This is a genomic window from Leisingera sp., assembly GCF_034669605.1.
In the GTDB taxonomy this organism is placed as follows: Bacteria; Pseudomonadota; Alphaproteobacteria; order Rhodobacterales; family Rhodobacteraceae; genus Leisingera.
Window position 1 is genome coordinate 1 of the sequence record NZ_JAXMOX010000048.1, and the last position, 26,194, is coordinate 26,194.

General features: G+C 62.2%; 29 protein-coding genes. 16 read left to right on the forward strand and 13 right to left on the reverse strand.

Features of this window, described 5'->3' with window-relative positions:
* Positions 1-73: 73 nt before the first annotated feature.
* From VOI29_RS08180 to VOI29_RS08200, 5 genes are all read right to left on the reverse strand, one after another.
* Positions 74-1,549: a hypothetical protein gene (locus VOI29_RS08180; RefSeq protein WP_323777732.1), complete on the reverse strand. Its 1,476-nt coding sequence runs from the start codon at positions 1,547-1,549 to the stop codon at positions 74-76.
* Positions 1,546-2,310 (reverse strand): class I SAM-dependent methyltransferase, encoded by a 765-nt coding sequence (locus VOI29_RS08185; protein ID WP_323777733.1) that lies wholly within the window; start codon positions 2,308-2,310, stop codon positions 1,546-1,548. Before VOI29_RS08185 ends, VOI29_RS08180 begins: the two co-directional genes overlap by 4 nt.
* Before the next feature lie 18 nt (positions 2,311-2,328).
* Positions 2,329-2,721, reverse strand: a complete 393-nt coding sequence (locus tag VOI29_RS08190) for a GtrA family protein (RefSeq protein ID WP_323777736.1) — start codon at positions 2,719-2,721, stop codon at positions 2,329-2,331.
* A gap of 1 nt (position 2,722) precedes the next feature.
* Complete coding sequence (locus VOI29_RS08195; RefSeq protein WP_323777738.1) at positions 2,723-3,700, reverse strand: glycosyltransferase family 2 protein; 978 nt, start codon at positions 3,698-3,700, stop codon at positions 2,723-2,725.
* A 202-nt stretch (positions 3,701-3,902) separates the two neighbouring features.
* Positions 3,903-5,888 carry a CocE/NonD family hydrolase gene (locus VOI29_RS08200; protein ID WP_323777740.1) on the reverse strand — a complete coding sequence of 662 codons (1,986 nt, stop codon included), beginning with the start codon at positions 5,886-5,888 and terminating at the stop codon, positions 3,903-3,905.
* Positions 5,889-6,030: 142 nt separating this feature from the next.
* On the opposite strand from VOI29_RS08200, the gene VOI29_RS08205 reads away from it, so the two are divergent.
* Positions 6,031-6,819, forward strand: a complete 789-nt coding sequence (locus VOI29_RS08205) for a helix-turn-helix transcriptional regulator (RefSeq protein WP_323777742.1) — start codon at positions 6,031-6,033, stop codon at positions 6,817-6,819.
* Here the strand turns inward: VOI29_RS08205 and VOI29_RS08210 are convergent.
* Positions 6,802-7,959, reverse strand: a complete 1,158-nt coding sequence (locus tag VOI29_RS08210; RefSeq protein WP_323777744.1) for a CaiB/BaiF CoA-transferase family protein — start codon at positions 7,957-7,959, stop codon at positions 6,802-6,804. The genes VOI29_RS08205 and VOI29_RS08210 overlap by 18 nt on opposite strands.
* Before the next feature lie 226 nt (positions 7,960-8,185).
* Between VOI29_RS08210 and VOI29_RS08215 the strand changes: the two genes are divergently transcribed.
* Positions 8,186-8,818, forward strand: coding sequence for a nicotinate-nucleotide adenylyltransferase (locus VOI29_RS08215; protein WP_323777746.1), 633 nt, complete (start codon positions 8,186-8,188; stop codon positions 8,816-8,818).
* Here the strand turns inward: VOI29_RS08215 and VOI29_RS08220 are convergent.
* Entirely contained in the window at positions 8,798-9,625 is an 828-nt protein-coding gene (locus VOI29_RS08220; RefSeq protein WP_323777748.1) for a DMT family transporter, read from the reverse strand. The two genes, VOI29_RS08215 and VOI29_RS08220, sit on opposite strands and share 21 nt — an antisense overlap.
* Positions 9,626-9,736: 111 nt before the next feature.
* On the opposite strand from VOI29_RS08220, the gene dacB reads away from it, so the two are divergent.
* Positions 9,737-11,224, forward strand: coding sequence for a D-alanyl-D-alanine carboxypeptidase/D-alanyl-D-alanine-endopeptidase (gene dacB, locus VOI29_RS08225; protein ID WP_323777783.1), 1,488 nt, complete (start codon positions 9,737-9,739; stop codon positions 11,222-11,224).
* Positions 11,225-11,356: 132 nt separating this feature from the next.
* On the forward strand, positions 11,357-12,082 hold the full coding sequence (locus VOI29_RS08230; RefSeq protein WP_323777750.1) for a GNAT family protein: 726 nt from the start codon (positions 11,357-11,359) through the stop codon (positions 12,080-12,082).
* Between the two features lie 103 nt (positions 12,083-12,185).
* Here the strand turns inward: VOI29_RS08230 and VOI29_RS08235 are convergent, their stop codons facing one another.
* Positions 12,186-12,608, reverse strand: coding sequence for a tellurite resistance TerB family protein (locus VOI29_RS08235; protein ID WP_323777752.1), 423 nt, complete (start codon positions 12,606-12,608; stop codon positions 12,186-12,188).
* A 249-nt stretch (positions 12,609-12,857) separates the two neighbouring features.
* On the opposite strand from VOI29_RS08235, the gene VOI29_RS08240 reads away from it, so the two are divergent.
* From VOI29_RS08240 to VOI29_RS08250, 3 genes are all read left to right on the forward strand, one after another.
* Entirely contained in the window at positions 12,858-14,501 is a 1,644-nt protein-coding gene (locus VOI29_RS08240) for a lysine--tRNA ligase (RefSeq protein ID WP_323777754.1), read from the forward strand.
* Positions 14,502-14,698: 197 nt separating this feature from the next.
* Positions 14,699-15,100 (forward strand): DUF4864 domain-containing protein, encoded by a 402-nt coding sequence (locus VOI29_RS08245; RefSeq protein WP_323777756.1) that lies wholly within the window; start codon positions 14,699-14,701, stop codon positions 15,098-15,100.
* Between the two features lie 97 nt (positions 15,101-15,197).
* The gene (locus VOI29_RS08250) at positions 15,198-17,483 is read left to right on the forward strand and encodes a glycosyl hydrolase family 28-related protein (RefSeq protein WP_323777758.1); all 2,286 of its coding nucleotides are present in this window, start codon (positions 15,198-15,200) and stop codon (positions 17,481-17,483) included.
* Here VOI29_RS08250 and VOI29_RS08255 read toward each other — a convergent pair.
* On the reverse strand, positions 17,480-17,674 hold the full coding sequence (locus VOI29_RS08255; RefSeq protein ID WP_323777760.1) for a hypothetical protein: 195 nt from the start codon (positions 17,672-17,674) through the stop codon (positions 17,480-17,482). The genes VOI29_RS08250 and VOI29_RS08255 overlap by 4 nt on opposite strands.
* A gap of 52 nt (positions 17,675-17,726) precedes the next feature.
* Positions 17,727-18,386 (reverse strand): hypothetical protein, encoded by a 660-nt coding sequence (locus VOI29_RS08260; RefSeq protein WP_323777762.1) that lies wholly within the window; start codon positions 18,384-18,386, stop codon positions 17,727-17,729.
* 153 nt (positions 18,387-18,539) lie between these two features.
* Between VOI29_RS08260 and VOI29_RS08265 the strand changes: the two genes are divergently transcribed.
* Both VOI29_RS08265 and VOI29_RS08270 read left to right on the forward strand, forming a co-directional pair.
* On the forward strand, positions 18,540-18,863 hold the full coding sequence (locus VOI29_RS08265) for an antibiotic biosynthesis monooxygenase family protein (RefSeq protein ID WP_323777763.1): 324 nt from the start codon (positions 18,540-18,542) through the stop codon (positions 18,861-18,863).
* 106 nt (positions 18,864-18,969) lie between these two features.
* On the forward strand, positions 18,970-19,377 hold the full coding sequence (locus tag VOI29_RS08270; protein WP_323777765.1) for a universal stress protein: 408 nt from the start codon (positions 18,970-18,972) through the stop codon (positions 19,375-19,377).
* An 11-nt stretch (positions 19,378-19,388) separates the two neighbouring features.
* On the opposite strand, the gene VOI29_RS08275 is transcribed toward VOI29_RS08270, so the two are convergent.
* Positions 19,389-20,003: a hypothetical protein gene (locus VOI29_RS08275; protein ID WP_323777767.1), complete on the reverse strand. Its 615-nt coding sequence runs from the start codon at positions 20,001-20,003 to the stop codon at positions 19,389-19,391.
* A gap of 153 nt (positions 20,004-20,156) precedes the next feature.
* Here VOI29_RS08275 and VOI29_RS08280 point away from each other — a divergent pair, with 153 nt between their 5' ends.
* Positions 20,157-20,420 (forward strand): zf-TFIIB domain-containing protein, encoded by a 264-nt coding sequence (locus VOI29_RS08280; RefSeq protein ID WP_323777769.1) that lies wholly within the window; start codon positions 20,157-20,159, stop codon positions 20,418-20,420.
* 56 nt (positions 20,421-20,476) lie between these two features.
* Here the strand turns inward: VOI29_RS08280 and VOI29_RS08285 are convergent, their stop codons facing one another.
* Entirely contained in the window at positions 20,477-20,944 is a 468-nt protein-coding gene (locus tag VOI29_RS08285) for a YbaK/EbsC family protein (protein ID WP_323777771.1), read from the reverse strand.
* A gap of 294 nt (positions 20,945-21,238) precedes the next feature.
* On the opposite strand from VOI29_RS08285, the gene ettA reads away from it, so the two are divergent.
* The 4 genes from ettA to VOI29_RS08305 all read left to right on the forward strand — a co-directional run bounded on the left by ettA (position 21,239) and on the right by VOI29_RS08305 (position 24,528).
* The gene (gene ettA / locus VOI29_RS08290; protein ID WP_323777773.1) at positions 21,239-22,894 is read left to right on the forward strand and encodes an energy-dependent translational throttle protein EttA; all 1,656 of its coding nucleotides are present in this window, start codon (positions 21,239-21,241) and stop codon (positions 22,892-22,894) included.
* The gene (locus VOI29_RS08295) at positions 22,891-23,502 is read left to right on the forward strand and encodes a DMP19 family protein (protein ID WP_323777775.1); all 612 of its coding nucleotides are present in this window, start codon (positions 22,891-22,893) and stop codon (positions 23,500-23,502) included. The genes ettA and VOI29_RS08295 overlap by 4 nt, the downstream gene beginning before the upstream one ends.
* Before the next feature lie 304 nt (positions 23,503-23,806).
* The gene (locus tag VOI29_RS08300; RefSeq protein WP_323777777.1) at positions 23,807-24,178 is read left to right on the forward strand and encodes a DUF4157 domain-containing protein; all 372 of its coding nucleotides are present in this window, start codon (positions 23,807-23,809) and stop codon (positions 24,176-24,178) included.
* A 164-nt stretch (positions 24,179-24,342) separates the two neighbouring features.
* On the forward strand, positions 24,343-24,528 hold the full coding sequence (locus tag VOI29_RS08305; RefSeq protein WP_323777778.1) for a hypothetical protein: 186 nt from the start codon (positions 24,343-24,345) through the stop codon (positions 24,526-24,528).
* Here VOI29_RS08305 and trxC read toward each other — a convergent pair.
* Complete coding sequence (trxC, locus tag VOI29_RS08310) at positions 24,525-24,950, reverse strand: thioredoxin TrxC (RefSeq protein WP_323777780.1); 426 nt, start codon at positions 24,948-24,950, stop codon at positions 24,525-24,527. The genes VOI29_RS08305 and trxC overlap by 4 nt on opposite strands.
* Positions 24,951-25,277: 327 nt before the next feature.
* Between trxC and VOI29_RS08315 the strand changes: the two genes are divergently transcribed.
* On the forward strand, positions 25,278-25,850 hold the full coding sequence (locus VOI29_RS08315) for a L,D-transpeptidase (RefSeq protein ID WP_323777782.1): 573 nt from the start codon (positions 25,278-25,280) through the stop codon (positions 25,848-25,850).
* Positions 25,851-26,059: 209 nt separating this feature from the next.
* Positions 26,060-26,194, forward strand: a 135-nt coding sequence (locus tag VOI29_RS08320) for a cold-shock protein (protein WP_323777785.1), incomplete at its 3' end; no start/stop codon positions are given.

Here is a 26,194-nt window from a genome sequence, read left to right on the forward strand (position 1 = left end):
ACCCTGGATCTGGGCCTCGACTTCTAAGACAGCTCCGAACCGCCGTATCATACCGCCGGGCCAATGCCCGGCGTTAGCCGTCAGCCTGGCGGTTTTTCCGGGCGGCCTCCAGCTTACCCTCCCGCAGCGCCTCGGGCGACAGCATCAGAACCGATCCGCCTTCAATATGGCGCACCTCATAACCCCGGCCCTCCAGCAGCCCGCCGCGCAACTCCTCCGGCAGTCCAGCACAGGCTTCAGGCCGCCTTTCGCAGATCACGATGTCCCGCCCTGTCAGATAATTCAGCCGGAATTCGACGGACCGTTCCGCTTGCAGGTCCGACTTGCTGGCCGCTTCCAGCGAGAGGTAAGTGCCGGTGACATAAACCGGCCCCTCCCGGCCAGCCAGCTCTGCCGCCATATGCCGGCTCAAGCGGTTCCATTCAGTAGAGAAATAGTGCGTCAGCCCGGCAAAGATCACATACAGGGCCGTGGCGGAGAACAGCAGATTGCGGCTCAGCCGGGCCCGCCCGCCATCACACAGCTGAAGGGCGAACAACCCGACAAAGACTGCGCCGAACGCCCACAGAAATCCGCCGGACCGCACCGGCATGTCAATACCGCTGCGCAGGACCTGCAGGCAAAGCAGCAACAGCCCCAGCCCAGCCCCGGACAGCATGTACAGCGCCCGCCATCTGTCCCGGCGCAGCACGGCCCATACTGCACAGCCAAGCAGCGCCGCCTGCAGAAGCGCCAGCCAGGTGATGCTGTAACCGCCGCCCTTCAGCACCAGCTTCCCCAGGAAATCCGCCGCCAGTTTGGAATTGCTCAACACCGAGGCCAGATCCGTTGCCGGGCTGGGGTTGCGCCAGTCTGCCATCGGCACGCCGAACACCCCGTGCTCGGCATAGTTCAGCGAATATATCGCCAGCATCCCCAGGGCAAAGCTGGCAATGAACAGCACCAGCAAGCCCGCCAGATCCTTGGCGGAACGTGCGGTATCAGCGCGGGTCAGGCTCATCGCAAGGATCAGAAATGGATAAGTCGTATAAGACATCAGCGCCGCCGGCACAAAGACCAGCATTAGCCAGCGGCACGCCCGCTCGCTCAACCGGGTAGCAAGCCATCCATAGAGCGCCAGAATGGCCAGCCCCGGGATCAATGTGTTGAACCACATTGAAATCAGAACCCAAGGCAGGCTGAGACCGGCAATCAATGCCACCATCACCTGCTGCCAGACCTCTGCCTCGCGGTCAAAGGCATTGTGAACCAGGCTTCCCAGGTAGATGGCCCACAGCAACTGATAGACTAGGAAGTTCAGCCAGGCCGGCGTCACCACGCCGCGCAGGTGCCACAGGTAATTCACCCAGCGCCCTTCGGTCAGGGTTTTGGAATAAAACAGCTCAGGATCTGCCAGCAGCGCCGGGTAATCGTCATGCCGGATCATCGGGTCCGGCAGCTGAAACAACGCGCTCAGCAGCAGAATGGCGAAGATTGCTGCCACCGTGATCGCAAGCTGCGGCAGGCTGCGCCACTGTGATACGGTGCTGATGGCAGAGGCAAAGGTCATCCCGAAACCTTTTGCAAGCGCCGGGCGCGGCGGGCCAAAATAGCTGCCCGGCCCTGCGCGATCCTGGTCACCATCGGCTGCGGCATCAGCGAAACAATCCCGCGCCGCATCCGCCAGCCAAGGCTTCCCGCCAGCGGCACTTTCTGACCTGCCGGAATTTCGGCGTCCAGCACTGCCTCCGGCAGGCCATGGCGCCCGGCTTCATTGGCATAAAGCACGGTGTTGTAGCGGTACCAGGGCTCAATACCGTCCATGTCCTTCAGATGGGGGCGGGCAAAATCAAAGGCAGCAAAGCCGCGCGCCGCAAACAACTCTTGCCAGAAGGACAGCGGCTTTTCGTTGACATGGTATTCACCCCCTTGCCCCGGAACGGCAGCCGAGAACAGCACCCGGTCGGCATGACGAGTCAGGCTGTCCACCAATTTCTCCGAGGCCGCCTCGGGCAGGTGCTCCCCGACTTCAAGGCTTTGCGCCAGATCGAACTTTCGGCCCAGATCAAAGGGGCGGGTCAGATCTGCAGCATGAAACTGCTCGCTCGGGATCGCCAACCGGTCGCGATCAACATAGTCACCATCAACCCCCGCCACGTCCTGAACCCCGGCCTTGATCCATTCACTTAGCCAAACGCCGCGGCCGCTGCCCAGGTCCAGCACGCTGCCCGCTTGCAGATGCGGCTGCACCACTGAAATCATTGCCTGCGCCGAAGTCCGCGCACCTTGGTCGATATAGTCATAAAACTCGTTGGAATAGAGATGAGACATGATTGCTCCGATCGATAGTCAGCCAGCCGCGGCGTACACCCAGAGGCGGAAGATGATGAAATTCTGAACCGGCAGGATCACCGTGACGGCAGCGGCGGACAGCCAATCCCCCCAGCCCAGCGCCGGGCCGATCACGCCGGTGATCACCATCGAGACGGCGAATCCCGCAGCAATGGTGCAGGCAAAGCGCGCCATCTGTTCCGGCAGGCCCAACGGGCGGCGGAAGGTCCATGCCGTTTGCAGCACGTATTGAACCGCCACAGCAGCCGCAAAAGCGAGCGCATTGGCGCAGGCTTGCGCCAGCCCCGCTGCCAGCAGCCCGGTATAACCCAGCACATAAAGCCCGGCGACCGCCGCGCCCACAACCGAGAACCGCAGAACCTGACCGCCATCGCTCCCGAAAACAGCCAACTTACGACGCTTCCTTGTGCCGGGGGGCAGTTTCGATGTTCACCGGATCAGCCGCCGCAGCAGCGCCGGTCTCCTCCGACAGGAAGTACATCGGCCGCTGCTTGCTCTCCATATAAAGCCTGCCGATGTATTCCCCCATGATCCCCAGCGTCAGCAGCTGGATGCCCGAGAAGAAGGAAATCGCCAGCAGCATCGACGCCCAGCCGGGCGCGGTGTTGTAGAGGATCAGCGACAGGAATACATAGACCGCCATCAGGAAGGTCACATAGAGACTCAGGAAGGCCAGCCGCGTGGCCATTTTCAGCGGCTTGGTGGAAAACCCGGTCAGCGCATCAGTGGCAAAGCGCAGCATGGCGCGGAACGGGTATTTGGTGACGCCCGCAACCCGCGCATCGCGCACGTATTCCAGTCCGATCTGCTTGTACCCTGCCCAGGCGAACATGCCGCGGATGAACCGCGCGCGCTCGGGCATCGCCAGCACCGCCTGCAGCGCACGGCGGCTGACCAGGCGGAAGTCGCCGGTGTCCTTGGGGATATCCACATCCGACAGCGTGTTCAAAAAGCGGTAGAACAGATAGGCGGTGGCCTTCTTGAACAGGGTTTCGCCCTGCCGTTCGGCCCGGCGCCCGTAAACCACGTCATAGCCGCGGTCCATCATCATCATCATATCGGGCAGGATTTCCGGCGGGTCCTGCAGGTCGGCATCCAGCATGAAGATACGCGCGCCCCGCGCAGCCTCCAGCCCCGCGGTCAGCGCCACCTGATGGCCGCGGTTCGCCGACAGGCGGATGCCCCGCACCACGGGGTATTTGGCGTGGGCCGCCTTGATCGCCGCCCAGGTTTCGTCGCTGGAGCCGTCATCCGCCAGGATGATCTCGGAGTCCTGCGCCCATGGTTCGATGGCCTGCACCAGCCGTTCCACCAGCATGGGGACCGACTCTTCTTCATTGTAGCAGGGCACAACAACGGAAAGCTGCACTTTTTCGCCCCCAATAGTGTTTGCTAACCGCTCGTTAACCAGGACATTGGCCGATCCGGCACGGTCAAGGCAACGGCAGCCCGCTGAGGGCCCAACCTGCAATGAAATGGTTAAGGGCCTGTGTGCTTTCGGTAACGCACTATGTCAAATCCAAGACAAATGCGGGCGAATTGCCGAAAATCCGCCCGCGTCCCGCCCCGGTTTACAAGACACCGCGTGGAATCACCTCCTGCCACTCCTTGGTCAGGACCACGTCCTTTCCGGCCCCCTCAAAGGCCGTCACCCGGCGCCAAAGATAGAAATTCTCCCGGTCGCAGGTCACCTTGTTTTCGGTATCGATCGCAACCTGCCATCCACCGCGTTCGAACTCGAAACTCCAGTCGCTGGCAAAGGCGGCCGTGGCCGGATCATCCGGATGAACTTCGTAATGCATGGCGACATGGCTGCCGGCACACATCCCGTGATAGGGATCCACCGCCTTGCCGTAATCGTCGAACGTATCCAGCACCAGCGCACCATCTTCCCGCGTCCAGGTGCTGGAGGTGCCGCCTGGTTCCCGCAGCTGCTCCGCCTGCAGCACCGGATAGTCGCGCGGCGCGCCGGGGGCCTGCGGGTCGATCTCTTGCGAAACCCGCCGCACCGGCAGCACCAGCGCACTGTCTTCCAGATGCAGTGTCACCTCCGCCGCCTCGGGCGCGGGCCAGACAACCGGCCAGTAAGACGTCGACAGCGCCAAACGAAGCACGTGGCCCGCCCTCAGATGGTGCGCGCATTCATTAAGCTCGATCTCCGCTTCATAGCGTTGCCCCGGAACCAGCTTCCGAGGCGCCTCGAACCCGTCGCGGCAAGTCAGGTTCAGCGGCCGGAAGGTAATCCGCTGCGAGACACCTTCCGGCGACACGTCGCAAAGCCGCGCAACCAGCTGCGCCACCGGCTTATCGACGCTGAACGCCACCCTCACCCGCGGGCGGCCCAGCAACTCCAGCGGCGCGGCCAGCGGCGCGGTATCGAAACAGGCCGAGAACGCATCGTCGCCTGCCTGATCGCCCGCCAGCTCATTGTCAAACCGCATGCCCGGGCAGAAATATCCCCCGGCCTGACCCACCGTCGCCGGGCTGCTGACGGCCAGCGTGCCGCTCGCCGCCGCATCCGCCAGCACACCCGCCCCTAGATGCATCACCCGCTCCTGCACATTGGGCGAGGGCCATGCGGTTTCTGCCACCCAGCGGCCCTGGCGCGGCTTGTTCTGCATCGTCGGGTTGAAATGCTCCTGCATGTAGACGCGGTAATCCGGCAGATCCCCGGCGCCAGTCTCCGCCCCCTTCAGCCACTTGCCGAACCAGGCCAGCACCTCGCCATGGAAATCCGCCGGGTCCAGCTTGGCAATATGGGCATAGCGGTGCTCCCACGGGCCGATCATCGCCTTGGCTGGAGCACTCAGGTTCGCGGCCAGTGCAGGCGGCGCGTTCACATAGGCATCCGCCCAGCCGGTGATCGCCAGCACCGGCGCCTGAATTGCTGACCAGTCCTCGCAAATCGAGCCGTGTTTCCAGAAATCCCCCCGTGTCTGCTGCCGCAGCCAATCAGCGGCCATAAAGGGCATCTCCTCGATCCGCTTGATCCAGTCCTCACGCCAGTCCGGCCGGTGTTCCGGGTCCGCCGGGCGCGACTGATAAGCAAACATCTGGCTGCCCCAATTGGCGTTGTCGCTCAGCAGGCAGCCGCCCATGTAGTGGATGTCATCGGCATAGCGGTCCACGGTCGAGGCCACGGAAACCACCGCTTTCAATGCCTCCGGACGGCGGAACGCCAGCTGCAGCCCGTTGAAGCCGCCCCAGCTGATGCCGATCATGCCGATTTTGCCGTCGCACCAGCTCTGCGCCGCAATCCAGGCCAGCACCGCCTCGCCATCGCTCAGTTCCTGCTCGGAATATTCGTCGTCGAACGCCCCCTCGCTGTCACCAGTGCCGGCAATGTCCACCCGGATGCAGGCATATCCTTCGGCAGAAAATACAGAATGGGTGGTCTCATCACGCGGCGCGGTGCCATCGCGCTTGCGGTAGGGCAAATATTCCAGGATTGCCGGAAACGGTCCCTCGCCGCCGGGCATCCACATCCGCGCCGACAGCTTGCGCCCGTCCGGCAGGGGGATCCAGGTGTTCTCAATGATTCTGAATGCGCCGGGCATTTGGTCTTCCTTGTCTTATGTTCCGGGCGGTGCCCTTTGGCGGCACTCTTGCCAAACTGGCATCATATGAAAAGTGAGCACTTGTACGCAGATGTAAGCAGTTGTACGCAGTCAGACCGCCAATCCGTGAAAGTCCGCACCGATGTCAGAAGATTTTTCCCGCAACTTGCGAAGGCTGTGCGCCGGCACTGGCAGCATCGCCCAAGTCTGCCGCGAGATCGGCATGAACCGGCAGCAGTTCAACCGCTATCTCAACGGCCACGGCCTGCCTTCAGCCTTCAATCTGCACCGCATCGCGCGCTATTTCGGGCTGGAGGAGGAGGCGTTGTTTACCCCCCATCAGGACTTTCGGCAGCAAAGGGGCGCAGCCACCGCGGTCTCGGCCCCGGCTTTGCAATTCGGCAGCCTGTTCCGCGATCAGGCCCGGCGCCTGCGCCGTTTCATGGGTTTCTACCACGGCTATTTCCGCACCCCGACCTGGCCCGGCCGGATCGTGCGCACGCTGATCTGGCTGCGCCCGCAGGACGGCTGCGCCGTCACTCACACGTTTGAGCGCGCCATTGCCCGCGACGGCAGCATTCGCCAGCGCAGCCGCTATGCCGGCATGGCCACCCTCCGCAACAACCGGATCTGCATGTATGAAACGCCCCGCCGCGGCGGCGGCTACCTGTCGGAAACAGTGCTGATGCCCGCCCATCCGCAGCAGGTCTCCTACTTGCAGGGGCTGACCCTGGGAATTTCCGCAGGCCCCGGCCAGGCACCCTTTGCCACAAACACCGTCTGGGTGCGGATCGGCGAACGAACGGCGGCCCGCGAGGCGCTCGCCGCAACCGGCGCCTACGCCGAGGCCAGTCCCCGCATTGACCCGAAGGTACGGCGCCTGCTGGGAGAACAACCGCCGTTGAGCCTGAGTTCAGGCCTTCAGGACTGATCGCACCGGGTCCGCCGCGCTACCGGGCTGCGGGCTGGGGGCTGGGGGCTTCGGCGCCGATTTTTCCAGCGCAAGTTCCGCATCCGAGAATTTCCACGGCCCCCGCACCCCCGGCACGCCTTCTGGCGCGATCTGCATCCCGCGGTGCTGGATTTGCGGATCTTCAAAGGCCTGACCGATGGTGTTGATCGGCCCGGCGGGCACTGTTGCCGCCTCCAGCGCTGCCAGCAGATCCGATTGCGTCCACGCCGCCAGCACGTCCTCCAGAACCGCCGTCAGCGCCTTGCGGCTGGCGACCCGCGACTGGTTGGTCTGGAACCGCGCATCCGCCTTGGCCTCCGCCAGCCCCAGCACATCGCACAACCGCTGGAACTGCCCGTCATTGCCCACCGCCAGGATCACATGCCCGTCCTTCACCGCCATCACCTGATAAGGCGCGATATTCGGATGGTCATTGCCCAGCCGCACAGGACTGTCGCCAGTCGCCAGATAGTTCATCGCCTGGTTCGCCAGCACGGCCGTCGCGCAGTCCATCAGCGACATGTCCAGATGCTGTCCGCGCCCCGTAGTGTGGCGCTGCTCCACCGCTGCAAGAATGCCGATGGTTCCGTAAAGCCCGGTAACAATGTCTGTGATCGCCACCCCCACCTTCTGCGGCTGGCCGTCCTGCGCGCCGGTGATCGACATCAGCCCTGACATCCCCTGCAGCAGGAAGTCATAACCCGGCCGCTTGGCATAGGGCCCGTCCTGGCCAAAGCCGGTGACCGAGCAATAGATCAGCCGCGGGTTGATCTGCGCCAGGCTGTCGTAATCCAGCCCGTATTTCTGCAACCCGCCGACCTTGAAGTTCTCGATCAGAATGTCGGCATCCCGGATCAGCTCGATCACCAACTGCTTGCCTTCCTCGGTGCGGAAATCGGCAGTCACACAGTCCTTGCCCCGGTTGGCGGAATAGTAATAGGCAGCAGTCTTGTCGCCCTCGCGCTCAATAAACGGAGGCCCCCACTTGCGGGTATCGTCGCCGTCCGGGCTTTCCACCTTTACCACCTCGGCGCCCAGATCCGCCAGCGACTGGCCAATCCAGGGCCCTGCCAGGATACGGGCAAGTTCAATCACCTTAAGGCCGGCTAGCGGGGTCATGGGCAGTCCTCTCTGTTGGCGCCTGTGTGTTCCGGTTCATGCTTAGCGGCTGCAGCTCATTCCCGCAATATTTGATCAAACGACACAGAGCCCGTCGTCAGCGGCACCGGATAACGATGTTATTGCAAATAGCGCTGAAGGGAATTCGCTGGGAAACCCGACAGGCAGGTCAGGCATGTGCCGCAGCCTTCTCCGCACCGCAGCCGATTGATCTCCCGGGGAAACTATGCGCATCAAGGCGGCCATGGTTTGCAAGCTGCCGCATATCCGCCCGGGCCAAAGCGTCGGGCTGCTGGGAGGGTCCTTTGACCCGCCGCACCGCGGCCATATGGCGATTTCCCATGCGGCGCTGAAACGGTTCGGACTTGACCACCTGTTCTGGCTGGTGTCTCCGGGCAATCCGCTGAAAGCGCGTCAGCCGGCGGCCCTGCAGCGGCGGATTGCAGCGTCGCAAGGCCTGATCCAGCACCCGCGCATCCACATCAGCGGCATCGAGGCGGATCTTGGCACCCGCTACACCGCCCAGACTCTGCGCCACCTGCGCCGCCGCCACCCGGGCGTGCGTTTCGTCTGGCTGATGGGGGCGGACAACCTGACCCATTTCCACCGCTGGAAAGACTGGCAGCAGATCCTGAACACGGTGCCGGTGGGGGTGCTGGCACGGCCCAACGACCGGATCTCGGCCCGGTTTTCGCCCGCCGCCCGGATCTACCGCCACGCACTGCTGAAAGGCAGCCAAAGCCACTTGCTGGCACGGGCCGCAGCCCCCGCCTGGTGCTTTGTCAACGTGCCGATGGTGGATGTAAGCTCGACCGAAATCCGCGCCCGCGGCGAATGGTCAGCGGCGGAGCACGGCTGAGGCCAACCCGGCAGACAGCACCACCGCCAATCCGGCCCAGGTCCAGCCATCGGGCAGCTGGCTGAACACCGCCCAGCCGAGACCCACGGCAGCCGCCAGCTGAAAATACACCATCGGCGCCAGTTTCACCGCCTGCACCCGGCCATAGACAACCAGCAGCAAAAGGTTGCCGGTCATCGAAAACGCAGCACTGCCCACGGTCAGCGCGGCGGTGGCGGCTGAAAACTCCGGCAGGCTGCTAAGACCCAAGGGCAGCATCAGAATGGCTGAAAGCAGAAGCTGCGTAAGGCTCAGTTCCAGCGGGGAGCCCACATGCGCCAGCCAGCGCGAGCTGGTCAGGAAACTGCCATAGAAACAGCCCGCCAGCACTGCCCACAGCAGATTGACGGACCCGCCGAACCCGGGCCGAACCACCATCAGCACGCCCGCAAACCCCAATGCCATCAGCAGGCTGCGCAGCAGCGTCGCCTGTTCCCGCAGCAACAGGACGGACAGCACATAGCTCACCACCGGGCCGATAAAGAAGGCGGCAAAGACATTCGCCAGCGGTTCCGTCGCCAGCGCCAGCTGGATCGAAAAGATTCCCCCCGTCAGCAGCCCGGCCCGCAGCCACAGCCGCCAATCCCCAAGCAGCGCATAAGCCCGGCGCGGCACAAACGGCAGGATCAGCGCGGTGCCAATGGCAAACCGCGACCATGCGACAAACGCCGGTGTGGCCAGCCCGCCGCCCGTCAGCAGCTTCCCGCACAGATCGCCCGCGGGGATCATTGACATGGCGACGAACATGAGGATGACTGGCTGCAACATGGCTGCCAGCGGTAGCAGGACTTTCCATGAGGCAAAAGCCCGGACCTTACGGCGGATTGCCGGGAAACCGGGGTTGAAGAAGAACAGGTCCTGACCCTAAAAATGAACAAGATGACTTCACGCCGGACATTCCTCCTTTCCGGGCTTGCCGCTTTGGCTGGCTCTTCTGCGCTGGCCAATGCGCCGGCCGTTTCGCTGCGGCCTGTGGCCCGCAAGGTCAGCTCCCTGGCGGCCGGTGCCGACGGACTCAAGGCGCTGCTGGAGCGGGCCAGGCTGAGCGGCCAGGCGGTCTGCGCTGTCGCCGACGTAAAGACCGGTGAGGTGCTGGAAAGCGCGGGCAGCGCCCAGGCGCTGCCGCCTGCCAGTGTGGCCAAGGCGCTGACCGCCCTCTACGCGCTGGATGTGCTGGGGCCGGACCACCGGTTCGAAACCCGCATCCTGGCGACCGGCGGCGTATCAGGCGGCGTGGTCAAGGGCGATCTGATCCTCGCGGGCGGCGGTGATCCGGTGCTCAGCACCGATCACTTGGCGCAGCTCGCCACGGCACTGAAAAACGCAGGCGTGCGCGAAGTGCGGGGTAAATTCCTGGTTTGGGACAACAGCCTGCCAGGGGTAGCAACAATCGACCCGGAACAGCCCGATCACCTCGGCTATTCCCCTGCCGTGTCCGGCATCGCGCTGAATTTCAACCGGGTGCATTTCGAATGGAAGCCTGCGCCCGGCGGCGGCTGGGCAATCACAATGGATGCAAGGACCGCGAAATACCGCCCCGAAGTGGTCAATGCGCAGATGAAAATCGCCTCGCGTGCGGGGCCGGTCTATACCTATGCCGAAAAGGCAGGTGTCGATCATTGGACCGTCGCCAGCAAGGCATTGGGCAAGGGCGGATCCCGCTGGCTGCCGGTGCGCAACCCTGCGGCTTATGCCGGCGATGTGTTCCGCACCCTGGCGCGGGCCAACGGGATCAAGCTGGAAAAGGCACAGCAGGCCGGATCTCTGCCGCAGGCACAGCTGCTGGCCCGGCACCTCAGCCCGCCGATGGATGTGATGCTCAAGGCGATGCTGAAATACTCCAACAATCTGATGGCTGAGATGATCGGCATGTCGGCCTCTGCGGCGCGCAGCGGGCGGCCTGCCTCCCTCCAGGCCTCCGCAAGCGGGATGAGCCGCTGGGCCGCTGCCGAATATGGCCTGACCGGCACCAGGCTGGTGGATCATTCCGGCCTTGGCGGGGATTCGCGGATGACCCCGGGCGATCTGACCCGTGCGCTGGTCGCGGCCCACAAGACGGGCCGCCTCAAGCCGCTGTTGAAACGCTTTCCGCTGCTGGATTCCAAAGGCGGTATCGTCAAGGGGCACCCGATTAAGGTTGCAGCCAAGACCGGCACCCTGAATTTTGTCTCCGGCCTTGGCGGCTTCCTGACCGCGGCAAACGGGACCGAACTGGCCTTTGCCATTTTCACCGCCGACCAGAAAACGCGCGGCCGCATTCCCCGTTCGCAGCGCGAACGCCCGAAGGGCGCGCGCGACTGGAACCGGCGCGCCAAGCGGTTGCAGCAGCAGCTGATCGAGCGCTGGGGGGCCGTCTACGGCAGCTGACACCCGGCAGGCGGGCAAGACTGGATTGGTCTGGGCTTTTTGCCGGGTTCTGGACGTTTCCCGCAAACCGGAAAGCTGGCAGATCTGGTCAGGCAAGCCGCGGCAGGGCTTTGCTTTGGAAAGGATGCTGTCATGACCGACCTGACAAATGAGCATGGCCAGCCGATTGGCGCGCCGCTGCCCGGCTGGGCCGGTGCGCCGCATCCCGGCCATACAGGAATGAGCGGGCGCTATTGCCAGGTTGAGCCGCTGAATGCCGATCGCCACAGCATGGATTTGTTCGAAGCGTACCGGCAGGACAGCACCGGTGCGATCTGGACCTATGTGCCCTATGGCCCCTTTGAGACGCCGGCAGCCCTGGACGCCTGGGTGCAGGCGGCCAGCAGTGTTGATGCACAGCCCTACTTCGCGGTCATCAACCGGGACAGCGGCAAGGCTGAAGGCATCGCAAGCTTCCTGCGCATTCAGCCTGCCCATGGCGTGATCGAGGTCGGCGGCATCACCTTTGCCCCGGCGCTGCAACGGACGCGGGCCGCAACCGAAGCGATGTATCTGATGATGGCGCGGGTGTTCAATGACCTGGGCTACCGCCGCTATGAATGGAAATGCGACGCCCTGAACGCGCCCTCCTGCCGCGCGGCCGAACGTTTCGGCTTTACCTATGAAGGGCTGTTCCGGCAGGCCATTGTCTATAAGGGCCGCAATCGCGACACCGCATGGTATTCGCTTCTGGATCGCGAGTGGCGGTCGCTTGAAGCAGCCTATCAATTCTGGCTGGAGCCCGCGAATTTCGGTCCGGACGGGCAGCAAAAGCAAAGCCTCGGCACCGTGATCGCAGCAGCCAGACGGAAGGGCTGATATCGCCGAACCCTATGCAACCGGTCCCGCTCGCGCTTGGCTGCTGGACCGGCCAGAGGGCCGGGAAGCCGCAAGGCCGGCGACAACGCCCCCCTTAGATTGCTCAGACCATGTGCCGCGCCCGCGCGCCGCGCTCGATCGCAGCCGCATGCAGCCGGTCGATGTTCAGCTCATAGCGGACCTCGGCCAGGAACTCTAATTCGGTCTCGCCCAGGATCCCGTCCGCAGCCGCCACGTCGCAGGCCAATGCATAGGCAGTCTCGAACAGCCGCTCCGGCAGGTCGTCGCGGATCAGACCGAACAGCGCTTCCAGCCCGTCCTCCTGCTCGAACAGGTCGAACACGGTCCGCGACACCCGCGCCACGCGGTCCATGTCGTATTCGGCAAACACCGGCAGCATGTTCACGGCCGACTGGATTTTCACCAGCTCGGCGGTGCGGATGTTCTCGTCCGAGGCCGAAACCGCCACCATCAGCGCCACCAGACAGTCCTGCGGGGACATCGGGTGCGGGGTTTGCTCACTCATGGACGAAATCCTTCTTTGCGCAATATGACCCAATCAGGATAGGTACCCCGGCGGTGAGGTTCAACAACAGGCTGTGCCTGCGCGGTGTTTTTATCCCTTTTGCCGCGGCAAAAGACCGATCCGGAGGGCCAGTGATTATTGACTCATGCTGCGTCAGCACAATAGAGGAAAGGGCTGGATGCATGGGGCATCCGCACTGATCTTGCGGCCACTGGAAAACCGGAAATGACGCCGCCGATGGAGAACACAATGTCTGATGTGCGCGAAGAAGCTCTGAAGAGCAAAGCCTGGCCGTTTGAAGAGGCCCGCCGGGTTCTCAAACGTTATGCCAAGGGCGCGCCGGAAAAGGGCTATGTTCTTTTTGAGACCGGCTATGGCCCGTCAGGCCTGCCGCACATCGGCACCTTCGGCGAAGTGGCCCGCACCACTATGATCAAGAAGGCATTCGAGACCATCTCGGACATCCCGACCAAACTGATCTGCTTCTCGGACGATCTGGACGGCATGCGCAAGGTGCCGGGCAATGTGCCCAATCCCGAGGGCCTGCACGAGCATCTGCAAAAGCCTTTGACCTCGGTGCCGGATCCCTTTGGCACGCACGAAAGCTTTGGCCACCACAACAACGCCATGCTGCGCCGCTTCCTCGATACCTTCGGGTTCGAGTATGAGTTCATTTCGGCGCAGGAGTTTTACCGCTCCGGCCAGTTCGACGAGGTGCTGAAACGCGCCGTCGACAAGTATGACGACGTGATGGCGATCATGCTGAAGTCCCTGCGCGAGGAGCGCCGCCAGACCTATTCGATCTTCCTGCCGATCCACCCGGAAACCGGCCGCGTCCTCTATGTGCCGATGAAGAAGGTCTGCGCCGAGACCTACACCATCACCTTTGACGACGAGGACGGCAAGGAATGGACCCTGCCGGTCACCGGCGGCAATGTCAAACTGCAGTGGAAACCGGATTTCGGTGCCCGCTGGGCGGCGCTGCAGGTCGATTTCGAGATGTACGGCAAGGACCATTCCACCAACACGCCGATCTATGACGGCATCTGCCGGGTGCTGGGTCACCGCGCGCCGGAGCATTTCACCTATGAGCTGTTCCTGGACGCCAACGGCCAGAAGATCTCGAAAACCTCTGGCAATGGTATCTCTATCGACGAATGGCTGACCTACGCCTCGACCGAGAGCCTGGCCTATTTCATGTACCAGAAGCCCAAAACCGCCAAGCGGATGCATTTCGATGTGATCCCCAAGGCGGTGGACGAATACCACCAGCAGCTGCGCGCCTATCATGGCCAGGACCTGAAGTCACAGCTGAACAACCCGGTCTGGCACATCCACGGCGGCGATGTTCCGCAGTCTGATATGGTGGTGCCGTTCTCGATGCTGCTGAACCTCGCAAGCGCCTCCAGCGCCGAGGACAAGGCGACCCTGTGGGGCTTCATCAACAAATACGCCCCCGGCGCCACCCCCGAGAGCAACCCGGCAATGGATCAGGCGGCAGGTTTTGCCGTGGCCTATTTCAACGATTTCGTAAAGCCGTCCAAGGTGTTCCGCCTGCCCACCGATCAGGAGCGCGCGGCACTTACCGATTTGGCCGATGCGCTGAAATCACCGGCAACCGCGCTGGCCGCGATTGCCAAAAAGAACGAATTGGCAGGCAATGACGACCCCCTGCCCGAGGCCGATTTCACGGACGAGGAATTCCTGCAGTCCGTGGTTTTTGCCATCGGCAAGATCCATGGGTTCGAGCCTCTGCGCGCCTGGTTCTCGGCCATTTACGAAGTGCTGCTGGGTGCCTCCCAGGGTCCCCGTTTCGGCGGCTTCATCGCGCTTTACGGCGTCGAGGACACCATCGCACTGATCGAAAAGGCACTGGCGGGCGAGCTGGCTTAAGCCCTTCCCTGTTTTCTCTGCATAAAGGGCGCGGATTTCCGCGCTCTTTTCTGTTCCGGTATCTGTACTGCCCAAAGACAGGCCCCCCGCGGGCGGGCGTTGCCCGGCCTGTCCGCGTCAGCCTATTCTTCCCCCGGTATTTTTTTGACGCGGCGTCACTTCGCTCTAACTGGAGTCGGGCGAACCGGGAGGGGCAGATGCGCAGTGTTCTGTTTGCGGGGGTAAGTGTTTTTCTTCTGGCCGTCCCGGCCATCGCGCAAAAGGAACCGGTCACCGGGGTGATCAGTTCCCAGATCACGGCTTTCCTGAACGACGATTTCAACGCCGCCTTTGCGCATGCCTCCCCAGCAATCCGCCGGATCTTTGGCACGCCAGAACGGTTTGGCGAAATGGTGCGGCAGGGCTACCCGATGGTCTGGCGGCCTGCCGATGTGCGCTATCTGCAGCTGCGCGAGATGGCGGGCAGCCTTTGGCAGCGGGTGATGATCACCGACACAAAGGGCCGCGTGCACCTGCTGGATTACCAAATGGTTAAGCCAGGAAGTGAATGGAAAATCAATGCTGTACAACTTCTAAATGGGCAGGCTGAGGGCGCCTGACGCCTGACCTGCGCACGCACCGCTGGGCGGAAATTAACGCGGCATCTGTAAATCCTTTTTCCCGAACGCGACATGCGCAGCAGGAAAAGGAACTCTCATGAACAAGGCAATCACCGAAGGTTTGCAGCTGATGCCGCCGGCATTTTCGAATGGTCTGAACGTTTGGTCCAGCGGCGACGGCACCCCCGGCTCAGACACCTATGACGGCGCGGCCAATGCCGTCTTTGTGGCGGCGGATGCGGATTTTGGCGGCTGCCTGGAGCTGCAGAAGACCGCCAACACGCAAAAACTGCGCTTCATGGGGCAGACACCGCTGGAACCGGGCTGCTATTTGCAGATCAAGGCACGGGTGAAGGCGGTCAGCGGCGCACTGCCCTCGGTGCGGATCGCCGGCTGGGCGGCAGCGGGCAACGGCAGCCATATCGGCGGCGTCGATGAAACCGCTCCGCAGGTTGCGCTGACAACATACGGCGCAGTGGCGGAGGTCACCGGCATCGTCGGCAGCGGCAGCCGCGGCGGGGTGGACATGCCCTGGGGACGCGACGCGGATTACGGTCATTTCGGGCTGGACCTGACCGGCGCCAATGGCGGTGTGGTGCGGATTGATGATATCGAGATCACCGACATCACCAGCGCCTTTCTGCGCGATATGCTCAGCCTCGTGGATGTGACCGACTATGGTGCCGTGGGCGATGGCAGCACCGACTGCAGCGCAGCCTTTGAGGCCGCTGACGCAGCCGCGGGCGGGCGCCGCATCCTGGTGCCCGCCGGGGAATTCCGCTTGGACAGCACCGTTTCGCTGAACCATGAGGCCGTGTTCGAAGGCACCGTTTCCATGCCCGGCAGCCAAATGCTGTTGCTGACAAAGAACTTTGATTTTCCCGCATATGCGGCGGCGTTCGGCTCTGAGGAGCTGGGGTTCAAAAAGGCGTTTCAGGCGCTGATCAACAACGCAGACCATGAATCCCTCGACCTGAAGGGCCGTAAGATCACTGTCACCGGACCGATCGATATGCAGGCGGCGGTGCCGAACAAAAGCTCCTATGCAACCCGCCGGGTCATCCGCAACGGCCAATTGGAGGCCGCCAGCAATGCGGCCTGGGACACAGAGGTGGTGACCTCGCAAGCAACCTACAGCGTTTCGGACTCCAAAAAGCTGACCAATGTGGCCAATATCGCCAATATTGCTGTTGGCTCTTTGGTGGAAGGCGCCGGAGTGGGCCGCGAAATTTATGTGAAGTCCAAGAACACCGGCGCCGGAGAGCTGACCCTCAGCGCAGCGCTTTATGATGCCGATGGCACCCAGAACTTCACTTTCAGGAACTTCAAATACCTGGTGGATTTCAGCGGTTTCAGTGCGCTCAGCAAATTTGGCATGGAAGGCATCGAGTTTCAGTGCAATGGCCGTTGCAGCGCAGTGCGGCTGGCGCCGGCCGGGTCGGTGAACGCGTTTGACAGCTGTTTCTTCTCCCGGCCCAAGGACCGCGGCATCACCTCCACCGGAACCGGCTGCCAGGGGATTCTGGTGGACAATTGCCAGTTCCTGTCGAATGAGGACGGCGAGGATGTGCCAGACCGGGTCAGCATCGGTTTGAACGTCAACGCGAATGACGCCAAACTGCGCAGCAACCGGGCCACCAGGTTCCGCCATTTCGCGCTGCTGGCGGGCGGCAGCAACACGGTGACCGGCAATCACTTCTTTCAGGGCGACAGTATCGCCAGCGGCGTGCGCACCGCGGGGCTGGTGCTGGCGTCAAACAATTGCACCTCGACCGTGTCCGACAACTACATCGACAATTGCTTCATCGAATGGACCAACGAGGGGGACCCGACGCCGGATTTCACCGGCGGTTTCTCCTTCAGCGCGTTGTCGGTAACCGGCAATGTGTTCCTGTCCGGCGATGTCGCCCCCTGGTTCAGCTACATCGTGGTCAAACCTTTTGGCAGCGGCCATTTCCTGAACGGGCTTTCTGTCACCGGCAATAAATTCCGCTCGCTCAATGGCAGTATCGACCGGGCGGAACGGGTGGATACCAGTTTCTCGGATCTGGACTTCAGCCGCTCCAAGAATGTGGATTTCAGCGGCAACATGTACCACAACGTCTCGGCCCAAACCGCCAACCCGCTGCGGGTCCGGCATGATCAGTCTTCGGCCTCAGCCTCCTGGTCGGTGCGGGCCGAAGGGCTGCTGCCGTTCCAAGGATTTGCCCGCTATGCCGACAGCGTGGTGCCGCTGGGCGCGCTGAAAACCAGCGGCAACAGCACCCGCTACATCGTGCCGTATATCGAGACCCAGCAAGGGCCGGACAACGACGAAATCCGGCTGCGCTGGGGCGAAGCGGTCAAGGGTGAGGTTCAGGTCATCATGCGGATGGACAGCTAACCAATGCTGCCGGGCGGATGCAGATCGGCGGCGGCAAGGCGGAAGGCCTTGCCAAAGCCGCCATTCAGATGCGCGCCCGTCACAGCAAACCGCACAAAGATGAAATCTGCCCGGCACATCAGGCTGAGGCGCGGATGCGAAACAAGCGGGCGCTTGCCATCAGGCTCCGGGCCAGGCGCGGGCGCCGTCATCTGCGGCGCGGACCGGATCGGGCATCTGCATCTCTGGTATCAGTGAAGGGTTTCAAAATCTTTGCCACACCCCCAGCTCCAGACCAAGGCTGCGACGGCCTGTGTTGCGGTATTCCAGTCCCAGGATCAGCTCCCGGCTGCTGTCCAGCGGAACCCGCAGGGCCGGGGTCAGCGCATAAGAAAACCGGCCGCCCACCGGCTTGGACGTCTCTACCTGCAGCATCGGCGCCATCTTGCCGGGTCGGTTCAGGCCGATGGCGGCGTCCAGTTTCCAGGTCGCCTCCAGACCGTGGTTTCGCAGCTCATAGGCGGCATCCACCGCCAGCCAGCCGGTATTCTGGCCGGTCTCGAAATTGCGCCCGTAAGACAGGGTTGTCTTTTGCATCATCTGCCAACCCCCGTGGTAATGATTGCCGCCGAACCCGGCCTCTGCCGCCAGCCGGTAGCGGGATCCTGTGTGCAGCGGCAGGCGGGCGAAGATCAAGGCATGGCCGGAGCCAGCCGAATTCCGGTTCAGGTCAATGCCAAGGGAGAGTTCGGAGGTCAGGCCAATCGCCCCGTAAAAGCTCAGCTCTTGCGCGGCCTCACCGCCGGTTTGCCGGTAGGTGGCGCTGGCAGAGGCAAACCCCCTGCCCGGCGGCTCCAGCCAAGCGCCGCCAGCCGCTGGTTGGGCCAGCGCCAGGGCAAGACAGACGGCACAGACAGGTTTCATCCCAAAACCCCCAGAACAGTTCGGCAAGGGTTTCGACTTATAGTTAAGGTTGTATTAAATTTTAACAGAACACGTACTGATTGCTGCCCGAAAAAAGGTCGTGCGCTTTATGCGCGAACGGGCGTAGGCTGGGGAAAGTCAACGGAGGGGCCAATGCCGAAAATAGCAAAAACCGCTGATATCCAAACCGTTATCACCACATTTGAGATGTCGCCCGGGACCTGCCAGGACCTGCTGGAGGCGTTGCAGGACGCCTATGCGGAGTTCATCTCGAAACAACCCGGCTTTGTTGCGGCCGGGCTGCATGTGAACGATGCGCAGACCCGTATCGCCAATTACTCGCAATGGCGCCGCCGCGAGGATTTCATGGCAATGCTGCGCAGCCCTGAAATGCGTGAGCGCAACCGCAAGATCAATGAACTGTGCCGCAGTTTCGAGCCGGTGATGTATGACGTGGCGGAGGTGTTCGGCACCTAGCGCCTTCCAATTCCACCCGGAACGGCACCTGCCTTGACCCCGGTCATGGCAGGCTGCCACCATCAGGGCTATTCTTGACAGGAACATCAACCGATGGAGGTTTGCTATGTACCATAATATCCTGGTGCCGATTTCATTTGATCCGGAGCGGGATGTGACCGGGCCGCTGAAAGTGGCGCGGCTGCTGTCCGCACCCGGAGCCCAGGTAACCTTGCTGCATGTGATCGAACAGGTTCCGGCTTATGCGATTTCTTATATCCCGGCAGATTTCATGGAAGGCACCCGCAGCGCGCTGCAGGCCGAGCTGGACGGGCTGGCAAAGACGCTGCCCAATGCCCAAGGCATGCTGATCGAAGGGCATTCAGGGCGCACCATTCTGGACTGGGCCGAACAGAACCAGCCGGATCTGATCGTCCTCGCCTCGCACCGCCCTTCGATGCAGGACCTGCTTTGGGGGTCTACCTCAGGCCATGTGGTGCGCCACGCCGCTTGCGCGGTGCATGTGGTGCGCTGACACCGCCCCGGTCAGGCCGGGACCGCCGCCTTGAGCAGCGTCCAGGCCAGCCGGATCGCCGCCCCCGGCAGCATTGCTGAACGCAGCAGCACCTTGTTGGAATTCACCGCTTCGGCGATACGGGCATAATGCACCTGCTTGTCCGCGGGAGAGCGCAGCAGGATGGTTTCAGCCTGTTTCATCGCCCGTTCGGTCTGCCGTTGAATCTGCGGCACCGCGGCGGGTTTCACCGCGCGGTAGAGGTTCAGCCCCTTGCGCTTGGGTTTCTGGGCCGGGTCCAGGTTATTCTGAACGCCCCGGGTCAGGGTGTCCTGCACCAGTTCCAGCGCCTGGGTTGCCTCGGCATAGGAATGATTGCCGTCCAACTGCTGCACCGCCAGCTTGTAAGTGTGCCGGAAGCAGTCGAACCTGTAAGCCTTGGGCAAGGTGCCGCAGCGGTCAAAACCGCGGGTCAGGGTGGTGACAACGGTCTTTGTCGCCCGCGAGCTCAGCCCGCTGCGCTGGCCGCCGCCGCTGCTTGCACCGCTGTCCCGGTTGCCGCCACCGCCGCCGCCTTCGCCGCCAAAGGCGGGGGTGCTGGCGAGGATCAGGGCCAGGAAACCGGCCTGGATGGTTTTGCTGCTCATGTGCGCCTCCATGGTTTGCAGGCAGCTTACCATGGGTCAGGTCCTTGGGAATGGGCGGAATTCTGCAAATTACCCGAATTTGCGGCGCTGTTGCCTTGCGCAAGCCAGCGGCGCTGCCCACCTGAGCCGTATGAGTTGTGCAAGGAGACGCAAATGCAGTGCCCGACTGACGGAACCCAGCTGGTCATGAGCGACCGCGCCGGTGTTGAGATTGATTATTGCCCGAAATGCCGCGGCGTGTGGCTGGACCGGGGCGAGCTGGACAAGATCATCGAACGCTCCGCCCAGCCGGTCCGGGCTGCAGCGCAGCAGCAGCCGCAGCGGTATGACGACCGGGGCGGCGATTACGATCCGCGCTATGGCAAAAAGCCCTATAAGAAGAAAAAGAACTTTCTCGAAGATCTGTTCGATTTCTGACCCGCATCTGCCGCCGCCCCGGTGACGCGGTGGCGGCAGGCCATTGGCACGGGGGGCTAATGCATGATGCAGAAGGATCCGTGTTTGGCATCCTTCATCAAAGTGTCGAAATCATTGCCCTTCATTTCCACCAATGTCTTGTGGTCGCCGGCCTCGAACCAGACCTTGTCCAGGCCGCTCAGGCTGTCGTCGATTACCGTCGGCACATGATAGGCCTGGCCCACGCAGGGGGCAGCACCGGGATCGCAATCGTCAAAGACCTGGTTCAGCTCATATTCCGGCGCCAGGCCGAGACGGCGGTCCATCATCGATTGCAGCGCGTGCAGATCAACGGTCTGATTGGAGGGCAGCACGGCAAGCACCGGGCCTTCCTCCATGTGGATGAGCACTGATTTTGCCAGATGGTCGCCCGGCACATGGGCGCTTTCGGCGCATTCGGCGGACGTGGCAGTATAGGGATGGCGGACCGTGCCGAATGGCAGGCCTTGTGCCTCCAGATGATGTTTCAGACGTGAGGCAATCATCAAAGGGTCCTCCTGTGTTAGGAGGGGCCCCCGGCCGCTGCAGCGCAGGTCTGGGACGCCGCTGATGTGTTTGCGATCACTGAAAGGGCGGCGTTGTCAGGTCTGGGCGCAGCAAGCGGCAAGCCGGGGCGCCCCGAAGTTTCCGGTACCCGTCAGTGTGGGGCAGGACGGGTGAGTCGGGCAAGAGGCACGGTTCGGACGCCGGTTCCTGCCCTCCGCATCCCTCATTGCCCCGCCGCCGCCCATCCGTTATCACACCAGCCAGCTAGAATTCCCCCATCATGGAGCAGTCACATGGCCGCCTATCAGTACGTCTACCACATGCAGGGTGTCTCCAAGACCTACCCCGGTGGCAAGAAATGTTTTGAAAACATCCACCTGTCCTTCCTGCCCGGTGTGAAAATCGGTGTGGTCGGCGTCAACGGCGCCGGTAAATCCACCCTGATGAAAATCATGGCCGGCCTCGATACCGATTTCACCGGCGAAGCCTGGGCCGCCGAGGGTGCCAAGGTCGGCTACCTGCCGCAGGAGCCGAAGCTGGACGAGAGCCTCACCGTGCGGGAAAACGTGATGCTGGGCGTCAAGGCCAAGAAGGACATCCTGGACCGCTACAACGAACTGGCGATGAACTACTCGGACGAGACCGCCGAGGAGATGGCCGAGCTGCAGGACAAGATCGACGCCGAGAACCTGTGGGACCTGGACAGCCAGATCGACGTCTCGATGGAGGCGCTGCGCTGCCCGCCGGACGATGCCGAGATCGCCAACCTGTCGGGCGGTGAGCGCCGCCGCGTGGCGCTGTGCAAGCTGCTGCTGGAAGCGCCGGAAATGCTGCTGCTTGACGAGCCGACCAACCACCTCGATGCCGAGACCATCGCCTGGCTGCAGCAGCACCTGATCGACTACAAGGGCACCATCCTCTGCGTCACCCACGACCGCTATTTCCTGGATGACATCACCAGCTGGATCCTGGAGCTGGACCGCGGCCGCGGCATTCCCTACGAGGGCAACTATTCCGCCTGGCTGGAGCAGAAGGCCAAGCGCCTGCAGCAGGAAGCCCGCGAAGACAAATCCAAGCAGAAAACGCTGGAGCGCGAGCTGGAATGGATGCGCCAGGGCGCCAAGGCGCGCCAGGCCAAGTCCAAGGCCCGGATCAACGCCTATAACGATCTGGCCAGCCAGTCCGAGCGTGAAAAGCTGACCCGCGCCCAGATCGTCATCCCCAACGGCCCGCGTCTGGGATCCAAGGTGATCGACGTCGAGGGCATCTCCAAGCATTACGGCGACAAGCAGCTGGTCGAGGGCCTGTCGTTTGATCTGCCGCCCGGCGGCATTGTCGGTGTGATCGGCCCCAACGGCGCCGGTAAATCCACCCTGTTCCGCATGCTGACCGGCCAGGAGCAGCCCGACGCCGGCACTGTCACCTATGGCGATACCGTGAAACTGTCCTATGTGGATCAGTCGCGCGATGACCTGAACGATGGCGACACCGTGTGGGAAGCGATCTCCGGCGGCGCCGAGATCATCGAGCTGGGCGACGCGCAGGTCAATTCCCGCGCCTATTGCTCCTCGTTCAACTTCAAGGGCGGCGACCAGCAAAAGAAACTGTCTCTGCTGTCGGGCGGTGAGCGCAACCGGGTGCATATGGCGCGGCTGCTTAAAGAAGGCGGCAACGTGCTGCTGCTTGACGAACCGACCAACGACCTGGACGTGGAAACCCTTCGGGCGCTGGAAGACGCGCTGGTCGATTTTGCCGGCTGCGCGGTGGTGATCTCGCACGACCGTTTCTTCCTCGACCGGATCTGCACCCACATCCTGGCGTTCGAGGGCGACGCCCATGTGGAGTGGTTCGAGGGCAACTTCGAGGACTACGAAGAGGACAAGAAGCGCCGTCTGGGACCGGACGCGCTGGAGCCCAAGCGGTTGAAGCACAAGAAGTTTGTGCGGTGACGTGGCCGAAACGACTTTTGGCAGGAAATCAACTGATCCTGCCAAAGCCAACAATCCGGGAGACAGATTTTCTGTCTCCCGAAACCGACCCTGACCTAAAGATCGAAGACTACTATTTCCGACTGCTCGGCGAGTTTGCCTCAGAGGAGATCTGGGCTGCGCTGGAAGCGTTCAAACTGGATACGCTGAGGGAATTGGTTTCCAAGGGGCTGTTGACCGAAGGTCAGATGACTTTCTTCTGCTTGGAGTACTTCCGCGCCCAAATCCTGAACGGAGGTTTCCTGCAGTTCATAGGGAATGCGGGCTTCATGTCAGCTGACGTTGCATCTTGCCTAAGGAAGCTCAGCCAAACAAAACTAGCCGACGATGTGGAACGCGTTGCTAATGATTTGACCCCTATTCTAAGGCACCTGAATGACGTGCCGGGTGACGCTCGGAATAGCGCTTTTCGTTCAGCTTTGAGAAGCGCCAAGGCCCAAATGAAAGAAGCAATGGAGCGTTCCCCGGCAGGGCAACGTCTGGAGGCAGAAGCCTTTGTGCCAAGTCTTGTACTCGAAATGGTGGAGTACATTGAAAGCCACCCAGAAGAATTCTGCAAAGCTGTTTGAAAAGCTGCTGGAACCTGCTGCTCGCATTTTTCACCAAACCCTTTTTAAAGTACTCAGCCCGGTTACGAGCAGAATTGGGCAACACAAGGCCCGGGCCTGACCTTGGGAGGGCGCGAATGCGCCTTCGTCATGCGGAAAGCATGCCTCCAGCATGACGGGAAAGTCAGGCGCGGGCCGGGCCTCTGCGTGACATGTCCCAAAGGGATAGACCCTCTCCATTTTGCCCTTTCCCCAACTCTGCGCTACCATCACGGCGGGCGCCCTGGCGCCCACTGTTGGTTTGTGCATTGGAAAGGATCCCCGCATGGCTTTGAAACCGGAAGAGGTGAAGGCACAGGTCGAGGCAACAAAGGGCAAGAAGGCCAAGCGCAAGAAGCTCAAGACCGAACCAGAAGGCACCACAGAGAAAAAACTGCCCGGCGATCTGCGTAAAGGGCTGGAGGCGCATTTCGGCGGCAATCTGGGCAAAGTGCGGGTGCATGTCGGCGGCAATGCCAAGGACGTCTGCAAGGAGCTGAAAGCCAAGGCCTTTACCGTCGGCAACAATATCTATGTGATGAAGCCCGCATTCGCCAAGGATACCGGCCTGCTGGCGCATGAGCTGACCCATGTGCTGCAACAGGGCAAGGGCAAGATGCCAAAGGCCAAGGACGGCGTGGCGCTGACCTCAAAGTAATCCTGCCCCCTCCCTTCGCGCAGCGCCGCTCAGCCTATTGACACTTTTTGAACCTTTTTTCAGCAAAATTGTCCGCAAGATAGGCTTGAGAGACACGGGGGCGGTCAGGCTAGGTTGCTCCCGGAGGAGGAGTTGCCATGGTTTGGGCTGGACTGTTCGCAGGTATGATCACCGGGATGTGCGCCACGGCGTATGGGTTTTTCGCGGCCGCGCTGCCGCTGTGGAAGAGCCTGATGCTGTATCCGGCAGCCGGTCTGGGCGCGACCGTTCTGATGATCGCGGGGCTTTCCCTGCGTTGCTGGATGCAGTCGCAGCCGGCCCTCGGGCAAGCCTGCGGCAACCGCGCCTAACCGCGCAGCCAGCTGACGATCTGGCCTTGCCGCATCGCGCCGGCCTGGCGCTTTTTCTCCTTGCCGCGCTCAAAAACAACCAGGGTCGGGATGCCGCGGATACGGTAGCGCGCGCCGGCGGACTGATGATCCTGGGTGTTCAGCTTGACCAGCCGCGCCTTGCCGCCAAGCGCCTTGGCGGCTTTGGCGAATTCCGGTGCCATCGTCCGGCAGGGCCCGCACCAGGGCGCCCAGAAATCAACCACCAGCGGCAGATCGTCATTTTGCGCCGCTTTCTGCAATACGGCCGGATTCACGTCCACCGGCTTGCCCGGCATCAGTGCCGCGCCGCAGCTGCCGCAATTGGGGCCTTTGCCCAGCTTGTCCTCAGGCACCCGGTTCAGCTGCGCACAGGCCAGGCAGGTCAGGGTCTTGGCGCCCATGATGGCTCCTTTGCTTCAATCCTGCCCAGATATAGACGACGGCGGCCAAGCCGCAAGGGACGCAGCCAGAGCTTCACAAACCTGTAATCCGCATTGGGGGCGTCAGGCCGCTGCTTCACCTGCAAGGGCATGCAAGGCGCAATGCGCCGAACCCTTGGCCGGGGCTGCTGGCCGGGAAATTGCGATACTTTAGCTGGATTGCCGATTGCACCCCGGCTGCTGCCACGCTTGCAACACTTGCCGGCCCGTCTGCGGAATCCCGTTGACCCAGCGTATTCCGCGCCGGAAGATGGCAAGGAGACACAACAGACATCCGGAGATTTACCCATGATTTCACGCCGGAAAATTCTGAGCTCTGGCACCGCAGCGGCCGCGGCAAGCCTGCTTCCGCTGCCCGCGCTTGCCCGCAAGAAAGAACCAGCCCCTTTTGATCCCGCCCCGCAGGAGGTCCGGATCCGCAAGGATTTTGCCCCGGGGCAGATTCTGGTGCTGCCGCGCTCCTACTACCTTTATTTTGTCACCGGCAAGCGCCAGGCGATGCGCTATGGCGTGGGTGTCGGCAAGGCCGGTCTGGAGTTCACCGGCAAAGCGGTGATCGAACGCAAGAAGGTCTGGCCCACCTGGCGCCCGACCGACGAGATGATCGAACGTGATCCGCGGGCCTATGCCAAATTCGTCGACAACGACTACATCCAGCCGGGAGGTCCGGAAAATCCGCTCGGCGCGCGGGCGCTGTATCTGTTCCAGAACGGCATCGATACCTATTTCCGCATCCACGGCACCAACCAGCCGCAGACCATCGGACACTCGGTCTCCAACGGCTGCATCCGGATGATGAATGAGCATGTCATGGACCTGTATCAGCGGGTTCCGCTCGGTACGGTTGTGACAGTTCTTTAGGCACGGTCCCGCCGGAATCAGCCCGAAAACCGCGCGTCACTCCGTATTTTTCTTGCACCACGGGTGATTCCTACTCAAATCTGTCATCGCAGCGTAACGCGAGTATCATCATTGTTGCCTTACCGGCGCGGTCATGACCCTCGGCAGACCGTTGCCGTTCTGCCGCATAAAGCGGGCAGAGAATTGAGACGACTTAGGAGAATACGACGATGGCGACTGGCACCGTCAAATGGTTCAACACCACCAAAGGCTACGGCTTTATTGCACCCGATGATGGCGGCAAGGACATTTTTGTCCACATTTCCGCAGTTGAGCGATCCGGCCTCACCGGCCTGGCCGACAAT